A 14,602-nucleotide genomic window follows, 5' to 3' on the forward strand; every position below is an offset into this window, starting at 1 on the left:
TGGTCTTAGGCGCCAGCTGGCGCCGTAGCGGCGCGCGCGGCGGTTGAGCCCCGCACAATCAAGTCCCCACGCAACACGACCCGGCGCACCGCCTGTGAAGGCTGCGCAATGCGCTGCAACAGCAGTTCGATCGCCGCGCGCCCGATGTCGTAGGTGGGCTGCGCGACCACGGTAAGGCCCGGATCAACCAGCCGAACCCAGGGCAGGTCATCGAAGCCCGCCACCGCGATTTGCGCCGGGCAAATCAGCCCCAGTTCGCGCACCCCCTCCGCGATGCCGAGCAGCAGCAAGCCATTGCTCGCAATCAGCGCTTCCGGCGGCTGGCGCCCACCCAATAGTTCGAGCGTGGCGCCACGCGCCTCGGCCACCGCCGGCCGTAACGCCCGCCCCTGCAGCGTCAGGTTCGCGCGCATCATCGCCTGCGAGTAACCCTCGTAGCGCTGTTGGCCAGTCGCGCTGGCGGCACCGTAAAGGCAGGCAATCTTTCGATAGCCGCGCTCGATCAGGTGTTCGGTGAGGCGGTAGGCGGCATCAAGGTTATCCAGCACCACCGCATCCGCTTCGGTACCGCGTTCGCAGCGGTCGACCAGTACGATCGGGAATCCGTAGTCCGCCGCCTTGAAGTGCGATAGCAGCGGCAAGGTGGGCGAGAGGATCACGCCGCTGACGTTTTCGTTGCGCATCAGCTCAAGGTAGAAGGCCTCCTTCTCAGGGTCTTCGTCGGCGTTGCACAGGATCACGCGCTGCCCATGCTCGTAGGCCATGTCCTCAACCGCGCGGCTGACCTCGGTAAAGAAGGGGTTGCGGATGTCCGACACGATCAGACCAATGGTGTCGGTGCGGCGCGAGCGCAAGCGCCGCGCAGCCAGATCCGGCCGATAGTCGAGCGCCTTGGCCGCCGCCTGCACCCGCGCCCGGGTCTCTTCGCTGACACCCGGCAAACCTGCCAGGACACGGGAGACAGAGGCAACCGAAACCCCGGCGTGTTTCGCCACATCGATGATTCGTGCCATTTCACCCCCCTTGCGATACGTAATCGATTACAGCCACATTCTGCAATAAAAGGCGATGACGGCGCGGATCGGCGGTGACTTTCTCGCTTGGCGCCACAAGCCATCCTGCCAAAACCCCAACGGCCAGAAGGCCGTTAACCGGAAGCCTGAGCAGGGATAAACAAAACTCTTTGACACATCAAATGTAATCGATTACAACTAGAGCATGCAAACTTGGCATGAATGACCGGAGTAGGCGATGGAAACGATTACAAGCAAGTGCGTTTTGCTGAACGCTCAGGCCTCGGACAAGACGGCGGCGATCCGCCTCGCCGGGCAACTTCTGGCTGACGCGGGCTACATCGAGCCCGCCTACATCGAGAGCCTGCTCAAGCGCGAGCAGGTCGCGAACACGCTGCTCGGGGCCACGGTCGCGATCCCGCACGGCATGGTCGAAGACCGCCACCACATCCGCCACACCGGCGTCGCAGTGGTACAGATTCGTGGCGGCGTCGCGTGGAAGGGCGAGGACAAGGCCCGCCTGGTGGTGGCGATCGCAGCCCAGTCCGACGAGCACATCGCGCTACTGCGCCGGCTGACACGCCTGATGCAGCGCCCCGAACGCATCGACATGCTGGTGAACACTGACGACCCGCAGCTGATCGTCAGCGCGCTCGCCGATGTTCCGGCAGCGCCGAGCTTCCCTGCGCCGGTAGCGCTGCCGTGGCCGGCGGACGCAGAAACAAGCTGGATCCTCGATTACCCGAACGGCCTGCACGCCCGCCCCGCGACGCGCTGGGTTGAAGTGGCCAAACGCTTCGCTTGCGAGATCCGCATCATCAAGGGCGACGAGTTCGCCGACGCCAAGGCACTCACTGCCCTGCTCTCGCTCGGCGCAACGCGCGGCGAAACACTCAAGATCGCGGCGCGCGGCAACGACGCCCGCCGCTCAGTCGACGCGATGCTCGACGTGATGAGCGCGATCTCGGCCGACGAACAAGCGGACGCCGAACGCGCCCGCCGCAACGCCATCGCTGCTCGCAAGCAAGCGCCGGACTGGACGCCGGAAGGCGCACCACAAACGCTCTACGGCCTTGGTGCAAGCCCCGGCCTCGCGGTCGGGCGCCTGGTGCGCCACGCCGCGCAACGCTTTGACGTGCAGGACGAGCCTGGCGATGTGATCGCCGACGGCGAGGCGCTCGAAGGCGCGGTGCTGCGTGTCCAGCAAGAGCTGCTTGCGCTCGAAGCCGACACCCGCACCCGCCTTGGCGCTAACGAAGCCGCGATCTTCGCCGCGCATCGCGAACTGCTCGGCGATGCCGACCTGCTGCGCGACGCGATGGTGCAGATCCTGCGCGGGCACGGCCCGGCCTGGTCCTGGCAGCATGTGGTCAAGACCCGCGTCGAAAAGCTGCAAAGCCTTGCCGACCCGCTGCTCGCCACCCGCGCCACCGATCTGCGCGATGTCAGCGAACGGGTGCTCGGCGCGCTGCTCGGCGTCAGCCGCCAGCGCATGGTGCTGAGCACGCCGACGATCCTGGTCGCCGAAGACCTCACGCCGTCCGATACCTTGCAGCTGGACATGCGCTTCATCGTCGGCCTCGCGATCAGCGGCGGCGGCCCCACATCACATACCGCGATCCTCGCCCGCACGCTGGGCCTGCCCGCCATTGTTGCCGCCGGCAGCGCACTGCTGGCAACACCGGAAGGCCGCAACGCGGTGCTCGACGGTTCGGTCGGCGCGATCTATCTGGATGTGGCGCGGGGGGATCTCGACCGCGCTGGCGCGGTGGTCGCAAAACAAGCCGCCGCGCGCGAAGCACTGCGCGAGAGCCGCTACCAGCCGGCCGTCACGACTGATGGCCACACGATCGAAATCGCCGCCAACGTCGCCAACGCCAAGCAGGCCGCTGCCGCAATCGAAGCCGGCGCGGAAGGCGTCGGCCTGATGCGTACCGAATTCCTCTTCCTTGAACGCGACACCGCGCCAGACGAAGACGAGCAATACCGCATCTACCGCGACATGACCGAGGTAATGGCCGGCCGCCCGCTGATCATCCGCACGCTGGACATCGGTGGCGACAAGCAGGTGCCCTACCTGAACCTGCCCAAGGAAGAGAACCCCTTCCTCGGCGTGCGCGGCGCCCGCCTGTTGCTGACACGCCAGGATCTGCTCTACACCCAGCTGCGTGCGCTCTATCGCGCCGCCAAGCATGGCCCGATCAAGATCATGTTCCCGATGGTCACCCACACCAGCGAGATCGAAGCGCTGCGCGCCCACTGTTCTCGCGCCCGCGTCCAGGTCGATGGTCCGGTGGTGCCGGTTGGCATCATGGTGGAAGTTCCCGCCGTCGCCGTGATGGCTGACCGTTTCGCGCCGCTGGTGGACTTCTTCTCGATCGGCACCAACGACCTCACGCAATACACGCTGGCGATCGACCGCCAGCACCCCGAGCTTGCCGCGCAGGCAGACAGCCTCCACCCGGCAGTGCTCGCGCTGATCGCATCAACCGTGCGTGCCGCCAAGGCCGCAGGCACCTGGGTTGGCGTGTGCGGCGGGCTGGCGGGTGATCCGCTCGGCGCCCGCATCCTCACCGGCCTCGGTGTCGATGAGTTGTCGATGAGCGCGCAGGACGTTGCCTCTGTGAAAGCCGCGCTGCGCGGCGATTCCTACGCCGCGATGCAAGCACTTGCCGAACGCGCGATTGCCGCAAGCACCCCTGACGAGATCCGCGCGCTATGACTACAAAGACACCCAAACGCGCACCAACGGTGCTGACGATCACGCTCAACCCGGCGCTCGACCACACGGTCGAAGTCAGCGGCCTGCAGGTCGGTGAAGTGAACCGCGCGCTCAAGATGCAGGTAGACGTGGGCGGCAAGGGAATCAACGTCGCCTCATGCCTGGCGGACTTCCGTGTCGCCACCGCGGTGAGTGGCCTGCTCGGCAGCGAGAACGCCGCGCTGTTCGAAACACTTTTCGACGCCAAGCACATCGAGAACCACTTCCACTACCTCCCCGGTCTCACCCGCATCAATACCAAACTGGTGGACCGTGCCAGCGGCGAAACGACCGATGTGAACATGCCCGGCCCCTGCCTGGCGGCAGACGCCATGGCAGCGGCAAACGCGCATCTCGACGACTGCTTCGCCACCCTGCTGCCGCATGCCGGCTGGGTGGTGCTGGCGGGCAGCCTGCCGCCCGGTTGGCCGGCCGAGACCTACGCGCGCCTGATCACCGCCGCCCACAGCCACGGCGCCCAAGTCGTGCTCGATGCCAGCGGCGCCGCATTGAGCGCAGCGATTGCAGCCGGGCCGGACATCGCCAAACCCAACCGCAGCGAGCTGGCCGAACTGGTGGGCCATGCCCTGCCCGACACGGCAGCGGTCGTCGCCGCCGCGCGCACGCTGCTGCAGAACAACGCCGCACTGCGCATGCTCGTCGTGTCGATGGGTGGCGACGGCGCACTCTTTATCAAGCGCGAAGAATCGGTGCTGGCCCACCCGGCGCCGATTGAACCACTCAGCACCGTCGGCGCGGGCGACGCCATGGTTGCAGGCATCGTTGCCGCAACGCTGGAAGGCGCAAGCCTGACCCAGACCGCGCGCCTCGCGACCGCATTCTCCGCCGCGAAACTGCAGCGCCTCGGCCCGCACCTGCCCGCACCCGAGCTCGTGCGCGATCTGGCCGAGAACATCACGACCAACACGCTTGCCTGACCCCGAACAGCACACACCGCACACCACACGAGGAGATCCACCATGTCACGAATTGTCGCCGTGACCGCCTGCCCCACCGGCATCGCGCACACCTTCATGGCCGCCGAAGCGCTTGAACAAGCTGCTGCGCGGCTGGGCCATGAAATCCGCGTCGAGACCCAGGGCTCAGTCGGTACCCGCAACATGCTCAGCGACGCGGATATCGCCGCCGCTGACTTCGTTATCATCGCCGCCGACACGCAGGTGCCGAAAGAACGCTTTGCCGGAAAACGTATTGTCGAAGTGGCCACCGCACCGGCGATCCGCGATGCCGACGGCCTGATCCGCCATGCAGTCGTCGGTACCCCGAACGCCACCAGCGTATCGTCCCCCGCTGCCGCCCCGGCGCCCCGGGATCCGTCGCTGCCGCAGATTGTCGCGATCACCTCCTGCCCCACCGGCATCGCCCACACTTTCATGGCCGCCGAGGGCCTGGAAGGCGGCGCCAAGGCGGTCGGTCGCACGATCAAGGTCGAAACCCAGGGCTCGGTTGGCGCGCAGAACGGCCTCACCGCCGCAGAAATCGCCAATGCAGAGATCGTCGTGATCGCCGCCGACACCAAGGTCGACAAGACCCGCTTCGCCGGCAAGCGCATCTACGAAACCAACACCAAGGCCGCGATCAACGACGGCGCCGGACTGATCCGCACCGCGCTCACCGAAGCGCGCACCGGCGCCGCGCAGGACCCCGCCGAGCAGGTCAAGGAAGCCAAGGCGCAACAGGCCGCCGCCCGCACCGGTGCCTACAAGCACCTGATGACCGGCGTGTCTTTCATGATCCCCTTCGTCGTTGCCGGCGGCTTGCTGATCGCGCTCGGTTTCGCACTGGGCGGCATCTATGTCTATGAAGACGCCAACAAGGGCACGCTGGGCTGGACGCTGTTCACGATTGGCGCCAAGAGCGGCTTCGCGCTGATGGTGCCGATTCTGGCTGGCTACATCGCGCACTCGATCGCGGACCGACCCGGCCTCGCGCCGGGCATGATCGGCGGCATGATCGCCGCATCGATCGGTGCGGGCTTCCTCGGCGGTATCGCGGCAGGCTTCCTCGCGGGTTACACGGTCAAGTTCCTCAACGACAAGATCCAGCTCGGACGCAACCTCGACGGCCTCAAGCCGGTGCTGATCCTGCCGCTGCTCGGCACCACCATCGTCGGGCTGCTGATGTACTACGTGGTCGGCGAGCCGGTGGCCGTGGTGCTCGCCGCGATCACCGCCTGGCTGAAGGGTCTGCAGGGTTCCAGCGCCGTGTTCCTCGGCCTGCTGCTCGGTTCGATGATGGCCTTCGACATGGGCGGCCCGATCAACAAGGCGGCCTATGCCTTCGCGACCGGCCTGATCGCCAGTGATGTGTTCGCACCGATGGCCGCCGTGATGGCTGCCGGCATGACCCCGCCGCTGGGCATCGCGCTCGCAACCGTGCTTTTCAAGAACCGCTTTTCGGCAGACGAACGTGAAGCCGGCAAGGCCACTGCGGTGCTGGGCATCGCCTTCATCACGGAAGGTGCGATCCCCTTCGCGGCAAAAGATCCGCTGCGCGTGATCCCGGCACTGGTGGCCGGCTCGGCCACCGCTGGTGCGCTGTCGATGGTGCTCGGCTGCACGCTGCGCGTGCCGCACGGTGGCGTGTTCGTATTGCCAATTCCGAATGCCGTGAGCAACCTCGGTGGCTACCTGGTCGCCATCGTTGCCGGCACCGTCGTCACAGCCTTGGCACTGTATGCACTGAAAAAACCGATCGAAGCGCGCACCTGAACCCGCGCCACCCACTCAACGCCCGCCGGCCTCGGCCGCGGGCGTTTTTCGTTTGCTGCGCGTCCACACCTCTCGTGTGGATAGACACGCGACCGCGCGCCATTGCGCCAGTATCATCGCGGCATCGGCGCCGCACCGCGATGCCCCCGCTACCGCACTGGAGAACAACATGGCTCAAGAGAACGTCAGCATGGCGCTTTTCTGTGACTTCGAAAACGTGGCCCTCGGTGTGCGCGACGCCAAGTACGAGAAGTTCGACATCAAGCCGGTGCTCGAACGCCTGCTGCTCAAGGGCAGCATCGTCGTCAAGAAAGCTTACTGCGACTGGGATCGCTACAAGACCTTCAAGGCCACGATGCACGAGGCCAACTTCGAGCTGATCGAGATTCCGCATGTGCGTCAGTCGGGCAAGAACTCCGCCGACATCCGCCTCGTCGTCGATGCACTGGACCTCTGCTACACCAAGGCCCACGTGAACACCTTCGTCATCATCAGCGGCGATTCCGACTTCTCGCCGCTGGTATCGAAGCTGCGCGAGAACGCCAAGCAGGTCATCGGCATCGGGGTGAAACAATCGACTTCCGACCTGCTGATCGCCAACTGCGACGAGTTCATTTTCTACGACGATCTGGTGCGCGAGAGCCAGCGCACCGCCGCCAAACGCGACACGCGCGAGGCGCCGCAAACGAACCGCCGCTCGCCAGAGGAAGAAAAACGTCGCAAGGACGAACTCGAAGCGCGCAAGAGCCAGGCGATCGACATCGCGGTGCAGACCTTCGACGCGCTGGTCTCCGAACGCGGCGACAGCGGCAAGATCTGGGCCTCGGTGCTGAAGGAAGCCATCAAACGCCGCAAGCCCGATTTCAACGAGTCCTACAGCGGCTTCCGCGCCTTCGGCAACCTGCTCGAAGAGGCGCAAGCACGCGGCCTGCTGGAATTTGGCCGCGACGAAAAATCGGGCGCTTATGTGTATCGCAGTGGCACATCGGCCGTGCTCGATTCACCGCGCGAGCGCCCGAACGCCAAGCCCGCAAAGCAGGAGCCAGCAAGCCACGAGGCACAGCCACCGCTCGAAGCGGCCTCCAAACCTGAGCCACGCCGCAAGGGACGTGGCACCCGCAAAGCGAGCGAAAAACAGGCCAGCGCACCGGCAGAGCAAGCAATGCTTGAAACCCCGCCGGCGGTACCGCAGCCCGCCGCGCCGCAGCCGCAGGCAGCCATCGCGGCAGAGGAACCGAAAGCCCTCGACCCCCCCGCCGCAACGGACGAGAAGCCCGCCAAGCGCGCGCGCAAACCCTCGGAGCGGACCCGGCGCACACGCAAGTCCGCAAGCAGCGCAGACGATACGTCCAGCTAGCCCCACCGCGCAGGCGTGGGCCCGCCCGCTCTGTTGCGGCGGCGGGCGCTACTGGCCCTCTGCAAAACCATGCTGGCGCCAGGCCTCGTAGGCCACCAATGCCACGGTGTTCGAAAGGTTGATGCTGCGATTGCCCGGCAGCATCGGCACCCGCAAGCAGTGTTCCGGCGCAAACTCGTCGCGAATCGTCTGTGGCAGTCCGCTGGTTTCGCAACCGAACACCAGCACGTCACCGGCTTGAAAGGCGATGCGGTCGTAACGCACGGTGCCACGTGAAGTCAGTGCGAAGAAACGCCTGCCCGCCAGGGCCGCACGACATGCGGCCCAGTCGGGATGGACGGTGACATGCGTCAGATCGTGGTAGTCGAGGCCGGCTCGTCTGAGGTGCTTGTCGGACAAATCGAAGCCGAGCGGCTCAACCAGATGCAAACGCGCCCCAAGGTTGGCGCTCAACCGGATCGCATTGCCCGTGTTGGGCGGGATCTCCGGGTGGACGAGGACGATTTCCAGCATGGCTCAGCTCACCCTTGCCCTCAAGGCGTCCATCCACGCCTGTACTTCGGGCGTGCCGTCACGGGGCGCCCAGGGTGCAAAGTCTTCCGGGGCAAACGGCACATAAGGGCCACCCTTGATTTCGATGAACACCGAGGCGGGTTCCAGCGCCACGATGGCATGCCAGGTGCCCAAGGGCACGTGAATCCCGAAGGCATCGGCCCCCGCACTCACACGAGCCGCGCGTGTGACCATGCCCGCGTCGTCAAACTCGAACACGCCGAGACTGCCGCGCACCACGATCAGCGTTTCTTCCTTGCCGGGCTGAAGGTGCCGATGCGGTGGAACATAGCTGTCCGGTTCCATCGCGTTGAAGAAGCGCTGCGTCAGCTCGTCGGTCGACGCATGCAGATTCAGGTTCTTGCGGCGGCGCGGCGAGGCGCGCGCGGCATCAATTGCCGGTGCGAGCAACGCGGTATCAAGCAACAGGCTGCGACTCATCCATCCACTCCCACAACGAAAACGGGCGCCCAGAGGCGCCCGCCATGCTTGCGTGCCGGAAATCAGAAACCGACGGTGATCCCGATATTGGCAACCGGGTAGTACTTCAGGCCGGCGATGTCGTTTGCCAGACGCTCTTCTTCCGCCTGAACATCGCTCTGCAGCTTGGAGCATGCAGGCGTGCCGGCGATGGCCGGGGCGCAGTTCGCGGTCAGGCTTGCAGTCGGCGAGCCCTGGAAGATCACGCCCAGGTCGAAGTAGAAGTTCACGCCCGCCGTCGCAACGTTGCCGTAACCAATGCCCAGGTAAGGCGCAGCCTTGTTGCCGACCTTCACTTCGCCTTCGATCGAACCAACCGCATTTGCGTTGTAGGTATTGCCGTTGAGCGTGTATGTACCCCCCACCGGCACGCTGGTCACGTTGACACGGTTGTCGTTGAACACGAAACCGCCCGTCACGCGGAAGGGGCCAAGCGGACTCCAGTCAAGCAATGCGCTGAGGTTGGAGAGCTTGAGCTTGCCGTCGTACTTCATGTCGGTTGCTTCAACGTCCATGCCGTAGTCGAGCCACGAGTAACCGATGCGGGCGAGCAGCGTCGGCGCGATGCTGAAGCCGAAATCACCCCCCAATCCAGTCGTACCCGCCCTGACCCCAACACCAACGGCCTGGGCTTGTCCAGCGGCAGCGAGGCCGGCAATCACGAGTGCAATGCGCAGAGTTTTCATTTTTCAAAGCATCCAGAATTCGGTGCGCGATTATCGCCCCAAAGCCGGCCGGCAGCGCGACTAGCGTCGCGCGAATACAACGACCAGCGCGTCAGCGCTGCGGACAAGCTCGTCCGGGGCGAGTCAATGCGCAATTTTCAGGGTGATGACGCCCGCGATGATCAGCGCCACCCCGAGGTAACGCAAGAACGAGGAAGGGTCACCGAAATACAGCACACCCACGGCGAAGGTGCCGGCAGCCCCGATCCCGGTCCAGACGGCATACGCGGTACCAATCGGAATGTGCCGCTGGGCAAGCCAGAGCATGAAGCCCGATGCACCCATGAAGCCCACCGCGATTGCGATGCCGGGCAAGCGATTCGCTGGCGTTTGCGCCAGCTTCAGACCCACCGGCCAGCCAATCTCGAACAAGCCCGCGAGTAGCAGATAAACCCAACTCATGCAGTGGCCCCCAGTCCAGGCGCAGGACTAACCCGCCGCCGATTTCGCCCCTTCGATACGCGAATCCATCCACGCCCCGCCCAGGGCGCGATACAGATCCACCGAGGCCCCGAACAGGGCGGCCTGAACCGACACCCGGTTCAGATCGGCGGAGAACAGCGCGCGGTCAGCGTCGATCACTTCCAGGTAGCTGGTGTAGCCGTTCTCGTAGCGCAGACGAGCAAGCTCGGCATAGCGGGTCAAGGACGCAACTTGCCGGGTCAGCGCAGCCAGTTCCTCGCGCAGTTTCACGCGTGATACCAGAGCATCGTCAACTTCACGGAAGGCGTTCTGCACCGTTTTCTGATATTGCGCGACAACCGCCTCGCGCGTTGCCCGGGCACTGTCGACCCCTGCGCCGATACGTCCGGCATCAAAGACCGGCTGGGTCAGGCCGGCCACGCCGTTCCAGACCTGCGATCCGTCGTTGAACAAGGCCGAAAGATCGCCGCTGGCAACGCCGAACAGACCGGTGAGGCTGATTCGCGGGAACCAGGCCAGCCGCGCCGCATCGACCCTGGCGTCGGCCGCCGCCAGTTGCGCCTCTGCGGCGCGAATATCCGGGCGCCGGGTCAGCAGTTCGGATGGAAGCCCGGCCGGTACTTCCGGATCACGCAACTGTTCGAGCTGCTTGCCCCGTTCGATCGGGCCGGGATTACGCCCCAGCAGCACCGACAGCGCGTTTTCGGTGCGGGCAATCGCCGCCTGCGCCTGGGGCACGGCCGCGAACGCCTGCTCATACTCCGAACGCACCTGCGCAAGCTCGACCTCGGAAATCACGCCGCCATCAAAGCGCAACTGGAACAGGTCCAGGCTTTCCTTGCGAAGCGTCAGCGTGCGCTGTGCGATCTCAAGTTGGGTATCGAGCTGGCGCAAGGTGAAGTAGCTCTGCGCCACGCTTGCCGCCAACGACAGGTACACCCCGCGTTGCACCTCGCGCTGCGCCAGCAAGTCGGCGCGAGCCGCATCGGTGGAACGCGCAAGCCGCCCCCAAAGATCCACCTCCCACGAGGCATTCACGCCAAGGCTGAACGAATTGACCGGCGTGGGCGGGAAATCACCGCCCTTGCCACGCGCAGCCTGTGCGCCGATGCCCAATTGCGGGAAACGATCGGCGCTCGTGGCGGTGACGCGAGCGCGGTAGTTTTCAACGTTGGCGGCGGCGATGCGCACATCGGGGCTCGCGCGCAGCGCCTGGTCCATCAAGCGGTTCAGCGCGGCATCGTCGTAAGCGAGCCAGAAATCCCTGGCCAGCGCAGTATTCGCCTCGGATGTGGCATCGCTGGCGTTACGCCATGCCTCGGGCGACGCGAGCGTTGGTTTGGTTTCGCTGTGGATCAGCGCGCAGCCGTTGAGCATCACGACCAACGACAGCGCCAGAGTCGTCTTACGCATGATGCGTCTCCTCGGCAGGCGCGGCGGCCCCCTTGCGCCGCCGGATTCGTTCGGCAAGCGTTTCAATGAGTACGAAGAACAGCGGTACGAAGAACAGCGCCAGTGTGGTTGCGCCAATCATGCCGCCGATCAAGCCGGTGCCGATCGAGTGGCGCGAGTTCGAACCGGCGCCAGTCGCAATCGCCAGCGGCACCGCCCCCGCAACGAAAGCGAGCGAGGTCATGACGATCGGTCGCAAGCGCAATCGCGCCGCCTCCACCGCCGATTCCACGATGCCCAGCCCCTCCTGCCGCTTCATCACCGCGAACTCAACGATCAGGATGGCGTTCTTCGCCGACAGGCCGACCAGGGTGACGAGGCCCACCTGGAAGTAGATGTCGTTCTCCAACCCGCGCAGGAATATCGCCACCAGCGCGCCGAAGATGCCGAAGGGCACCGCGGTAATCACCGAGAAGGGCAAGCCCCAGGATTCGTACTGCGCAGCGAGGATCAAGAAGACCATGATGATGCCGAACACGAACACGATCGCCGTGGTGCCGCCTGCCTGCTTTTCTTCGTAGGCAAGGCCTGCCCAGGCGAACGAGAAGCCGTCGGGCAAGGTCTTGGCGGCCACCTCCTCCATGGCAGAGATGGCCTGCCCCGAGCTGAATCCCGGCGCTGCGTTGCCGGTCACCTTGGCGGCAGAAAAGCCATTGAAACGGCTGATCAGTTCGGGCCCGGTGGTGAAGTGCGTGGTGGTGACCGCCGACAGCGGCAACATCTTGCCGCCCGACTGCCGCACGTAGATGTTCTGCAGATCGTCGGGCGATTCACGGTACTTCGGCTCGGCCTGCAGGATCACCTGGAAGACGCGCGAGAAGGCGTTGTACTGGCTCACGTACAAGGAACCGAACAAGGTCTGCATCGCGGCATAGACGTCTTGCACTGGCACGCCGAGGGTCTCGGCACGATTGCGATCGACATCGACCTTCAGTTGGCGTGAGGCGGCATTGACGAGGGTGGTCATGTCGGCTAGCTCAGGCCGCTTGCGTGCCTCGGCAATGAAGGCTTTGGTCACGCGGTCGACTTCGGCATAGTCCGCGCCGCCCTTGCTCTGAATCCAGAACTCGAAGCCGCCGGAACTGCCCAGGCCCGGTATCGGTGGCGGCAGCAGCGGCACCACCACACCGTCCTGCACCGAGGCCGCCGTCTTGCGCACATGGCCGATTGCCGCCTGCGCCGAACTCTGGAGGCTGCCGCCACGCTCTGCGAAGGGCTTCATTTCGACGAACACGATGCCGGCACTCGCCTTCATCTGGTTGTCGATGATGCTGAAGCCCGGAATCGACGAGGTGTTCCGCACCGATGACAGTTCGGCAAACTGCTTGGCGACCGTCTCGGTCGTCTTCTGCGAACGGTCAAGGCTGGCGGCATCGGGCAGGATCGTCGCGGCCAGCACATAGCCCTGGTCTTCGATCGGCACGAAGGAGCCCGGAATGTGCTTGAACAGACCCAGAATGGCCGCGACCATCACCGCGAACACCATCATTGCCAGCGCGACGCGCTTTATCGTCAGTTGCACCCCTGCGGCGTAGCGCGCGGTCAGGTTCTCAAACATGCGGTTGAACCAGCGGAAGAAGCGGTTCGGCTCGCCATGGGCAGGCTTGAGCATCAAGGCCGCCATCGCTGGTGTGAGAGTGAGCGCCACAAAGCCTGAAAGCGCCACCGAAATCACGATCGTGATGGCGAACTGCTTGTACAAAAGGCCCGTGGTGCCGCTGATGAAGGCAACCGGAATGAACACCGCACCGAGCACCAGCACGATCGCGATCACCGGGCCGGTCACCTCGTCCATCGCCTTGAAAGCCGCGTCGCGCGCCGAGAGCTTGAACTCGTGCATGTTCCGCTCGACGTTCTCGATCACCACGATCGCATCATCAACGACGATACCGATCGCAAGCACGAGGCCGAACAGGGTCAGCATGTTGATCGAGAAGCCCAGCAGCGTCATGCCGACGAAGGTGCCCACCAGCGACACCACGACGGCCACGGTCGGAATGATCGTTGCGCGGAAATTCTGCAAGAACAGGTAGACCACCAGCACCACCAGCACAACCGCCTCAAAAAGCGTGTGCACCACTTCGTCGATCGAGTCTTGCACGAAGGTGGTGGTGTCGAGCGAGACGAGGTAGTCCATCCCTTCCGGGAAGGTCTTCTTCAGTTCGACCATGGTGGCGCGAACATCCTTGGCCACCTGCAAGGCGTTCGACCCGGCCTGCTGATACACCGAGATCAGCGTGGTTGGCTTGCCGTTCATGGTGGCGCGAACGAGGTAGTCCTTCTGCCCGACCTCGGCCTTGCCGACGTCGCCGAGCCGCACGATCGCCGCGCCCTTGCTGTCGGTGCGCAGGATGATGCGTTCGAACTCGGTCGGGTCGGAAAAGCGCCCGCCCGCGACGACGGGGAAGGTCAGTTCCACCGGTTTGTCGGTCGGCGAGGCGCCGATGCGGCCAATACCGAACTGCTGGTTCTGCGCGGCCACCGCCCGCTGGATATCGCTGGGCGTGATGCCCAGCGCCGCCATGCGATCGGGTTTGAGCCAGATGCGCATCGCCAGATCCGGCACGCCCATGATCGATGCCTGGTTTGCCCCTGGCACCCGCTTGAGCGCATCGAGCACATACACGTTGGCATAGTTTGCGATGTACTTGTCGTCGAAGCGGCCATCGGGTGAATACATGCCGATCAGCATCAGGAAGCTGTTCGACCGCTTCGCCACGCTGACGCCGGCCTTCTGCACGATGTCCGGCAACTGCGTCATCGCCAGGCTGATGCGGTTCTGCACCTGCACCTGCGCGATGTCGGGGTCGGTGCCAACCTTGAAGTACACCGTCAGCGAGTACTGGCCGGAGGCCGAGCTGGTCGACTGCATGTACATCAGGTTATCAACGCCGTTGATCTGCGCTTCAAGCGGCGCGGCAACCGAGTCTTCGATCGTCTTCGCATCGGCGCCCGGATATGCGGTGGAAATCGTGACCTGCACCGGCGAAATGTCGGGGTACTGCGCGATCGGCAGCGAATACATGGCCGCGAGGCCCGCGATCGTCAGCACGATCGAGAGCACCGTGGCCAGAATCGGCCGTCGGATACAGAGGTGGGAAATCATC

The 14,602-nt window shown here is 64.8% G+C and carries 11 protein-coding genes; 4 read left to right on the plus strand and 7 right to left on the minus strand.

Going from position 1 to position 14,602, the window contains the following annotated elements; all coding sequences use genetic code 11:
- Positions 1-5: 5 nt before the first annotated feature.
- Positions 6-1,013 carry a LacI family DNA-binding transcriptional regulator gene (locus OPU71_RS11765; RefSeq protein ID WP_267728170.1) on the minus strand — a complete coding sequence of 336 codons (1,008 nt, stop codon included), beginning with the start codon at positions 1,011-1,013 and terminating at the stop codon, positions 6-8.
- A 238-nt stretch (positions 1,014-1,251) separates the two neighbouring features.
- Between OPU71_RS11765 and ptsP the strand changes: the two genes are divergently transcribed.
- From ptsP to OPU71_RS11785, 4 genes are all read left to right on the plus strand, one after another.
- Positions 1,252-3,735, plus strand: a complete 2,484-nt coding sequence (gene ptsP, locus OPU71_RS11770) for a phosphoenolpyruvate--protein phosphotransferase (RefSeq protein WP_267728171.1) — start codon at positions 1,252-1,254, stop codon at positions 3,733-3,735.
- Positions 3,732-4,712, plus strand: coding sequence for a 1-phosphofructokinase (pfkB, locus tag OPU71_RS11775; RefSeq protein ID WP_267728172.1), 981 nt, complete (start codon positions 3,732-3,734; stop codon positions 4,710-4,712). The genes ptsP and pfkB overlap by 4 nt, the downstream gene beginning before the upstream one ends.
- A gap of 42 nt (positions 4,713-4,754) precedes the next feature.
- Positions 4,755-6,506 (plus strand): PTS fructose-like transporter subunit IIB, encoded by a 1,752-nt coding sequence (locus OPU71_RS11780; protein WP_267728173.1) that lies wholly within the window; start codon positions 4,755-4,757, stop codon positions 6,504-6,506.
- A gap of 169 nt (positions 6,507-6,675) precedes the next feature.
- Entirely contained in the window at positions 6,676-7,863 is a 1,188-nt protein-coding gene (locus OPU71_RS11785; protein WP_267728174.1) for an NYN domain-containing protein, read from the plus strand.
- A gap of 48 nt (positions 7,864-7,911) precedes the next feature.
- Here the strand turns inward: OPU71_RS11785 and OPU71_RS11790 are convergent, their stop codons facing one another.
- The 6 genes from OPU71_RS11790 to OPU71_RS11815 form a co-directional block, all read right to left on the minus strand.
- Complete coding sequence (locus tag OPU71_RS11790; protein WP_267728175.1) at positions 7,912-8,376, minus strand: tRNA (cytidine(34)-2'-O)-methyltransferase; 465 nt, start codon at positions 8,374-8,376, stop codon at positions 7,912-7,914.
- Between the two features lie 3 nt (positions 8,377-8,379).
- Positions 8,380-8,856: a WbuC family cupin fold metalloprotein gene (locus tag OPU71_RS11795; RefSeq protein WP_267728176.1), complete on the minus strand. Its 477-nt coding sequence runs from the start codon at positions 8,854-8,856 to the stop codon at positions 8,380-8,382.
- A gap of 62 nt (positions 8,857-8,918) precedes the next feature.
- Positions 8,919-9,581: a hypothetical protein gene (locus OPU71_RS11800; protein WP_267728177.1), complete on the minus strand. Its 663-nt coding sequence runs from the start codon at positions 9,579-9,581 to the stop codon at positions 8,919-8,921.
- 123 nt (positions 9,582-9,704) lie between these two features.
- Positions 9,705-10,022: a DMT family transporter gene (locus OPU71_RS11805; RefSeq protein WP_267728178.1), complete on the minus strand. Its 318-nt coding sequence runs from the start codon at positions 10,020-10,022 to the stop codon at positions 9,705-9,707.
- Positions 10,023-10,049: 27 nt separating this feature from the next.
- A complete protein-coding gene (locus OPU71_RS11810) occupies positions 10,050-11,456 on the minus strand; it encodes an efflux transporter outer membrane subunit (protein ID WP_267728179.1) in 1,407 nt (468 codons plus the stop codon).
- Positions 11,449-14,601, minus strand: coding sequence for an efflux RND transporter permease subunit (locus OPU71_RS11815; protein ID WP_267728180.1), 3,153 nt, complete (start codon positions 14,599-14,601; stop codon positions 11,449-11,451). Before OPU71_RS11815 ends, OPU71_RS11810 begins: the two co-directional genes overlap by 8 nt.
- Position 14,602: the final 1 nt, after the last annotated feature.

Source organism: Niveibacterium sp. 24ML, assembly GCF_026586805.1.
Lineage (GTDB): Bacteria > Pseudomonadota > Gammaproteobacteria > Burkholderiales > Rhodocyclaceae > Niveibacterium.

Coding starts and splice junctions, on each gene's coding strand:
- pfkB (WP_267728172.1), top strand. CDS start 3,732: ATGACTACAAAGACACCCAAACGCGCACCAACGGTGCTGACGATCACG.
- OPU71_RS11765 (WP_267728170.1), bottom strand. CDS start 1,013: ATGGCACGAATCATCGATGTGGCGAAACACGCCGGGGTTTCGGTTGCC.
- OPU71_RS11795 (WP_267728176.1), bottom strand. CDS start 8,856: ATGAGTCGCAGCCTGTTGCTTGATACCGCGTTGCTCGCACCGGCAATT.
- OPU71_RS11800 (WP_267728177.1), bottom strand. CDS start 9,581: ATGAAAACTCTGCGCATTGCACTCGTGATTGCCGGCCTCGCTGCCGCT.
- OPU71_RS11790 (WP_267728175.1), bottom strand. CDS start 8,376: ATGCTGGAAATCGTCCTCGTCCACCCGGAGATCCCGCCCAACACGGGC.
- OPU71_RS11780 (WP_267728173.1), top strand. CDS start 4,755: ATGTCACGAATTGTCGCCGTGACCGCCTGCCCCACCGGCATCGCGCAC.
- OPU71_RS11815 (WP_267728180.1), bottom strand. CDS start 14,601: ATGATTTCCCACCTCTGTATCCGACGGCCGATTCTGGCCACGGTGCTC.
- OPU71_RS11805 (WP_267728178.1), bottom strand. CDS start 10,022: ATGAGTTGGGTTTATCTGCTACTCGCGGGCTTGTTCGAGATTGGCTGG.
- OPU71_RS11810 (WP_267728179.1), bottom strand. CDS start 11,456: ATGCGTAAGACGACTCTGGCGCTGTCGTTGGTCGTGATGCTCAACGGC.
- OPU71_RS11785 (WP_267728174.1), top strand. CDS start 6,676: ATGGCTCAAGAGAACGTCAGCATGGCGCTTTTCTGTGACTTCGAAAAC.
- ptsP (WP_267728171.1), top strand. CDS start 1,252: ATGGAAACGATTACAAGCAAGTGCGTTTTGCTGAACGCTCAGGCCTCG.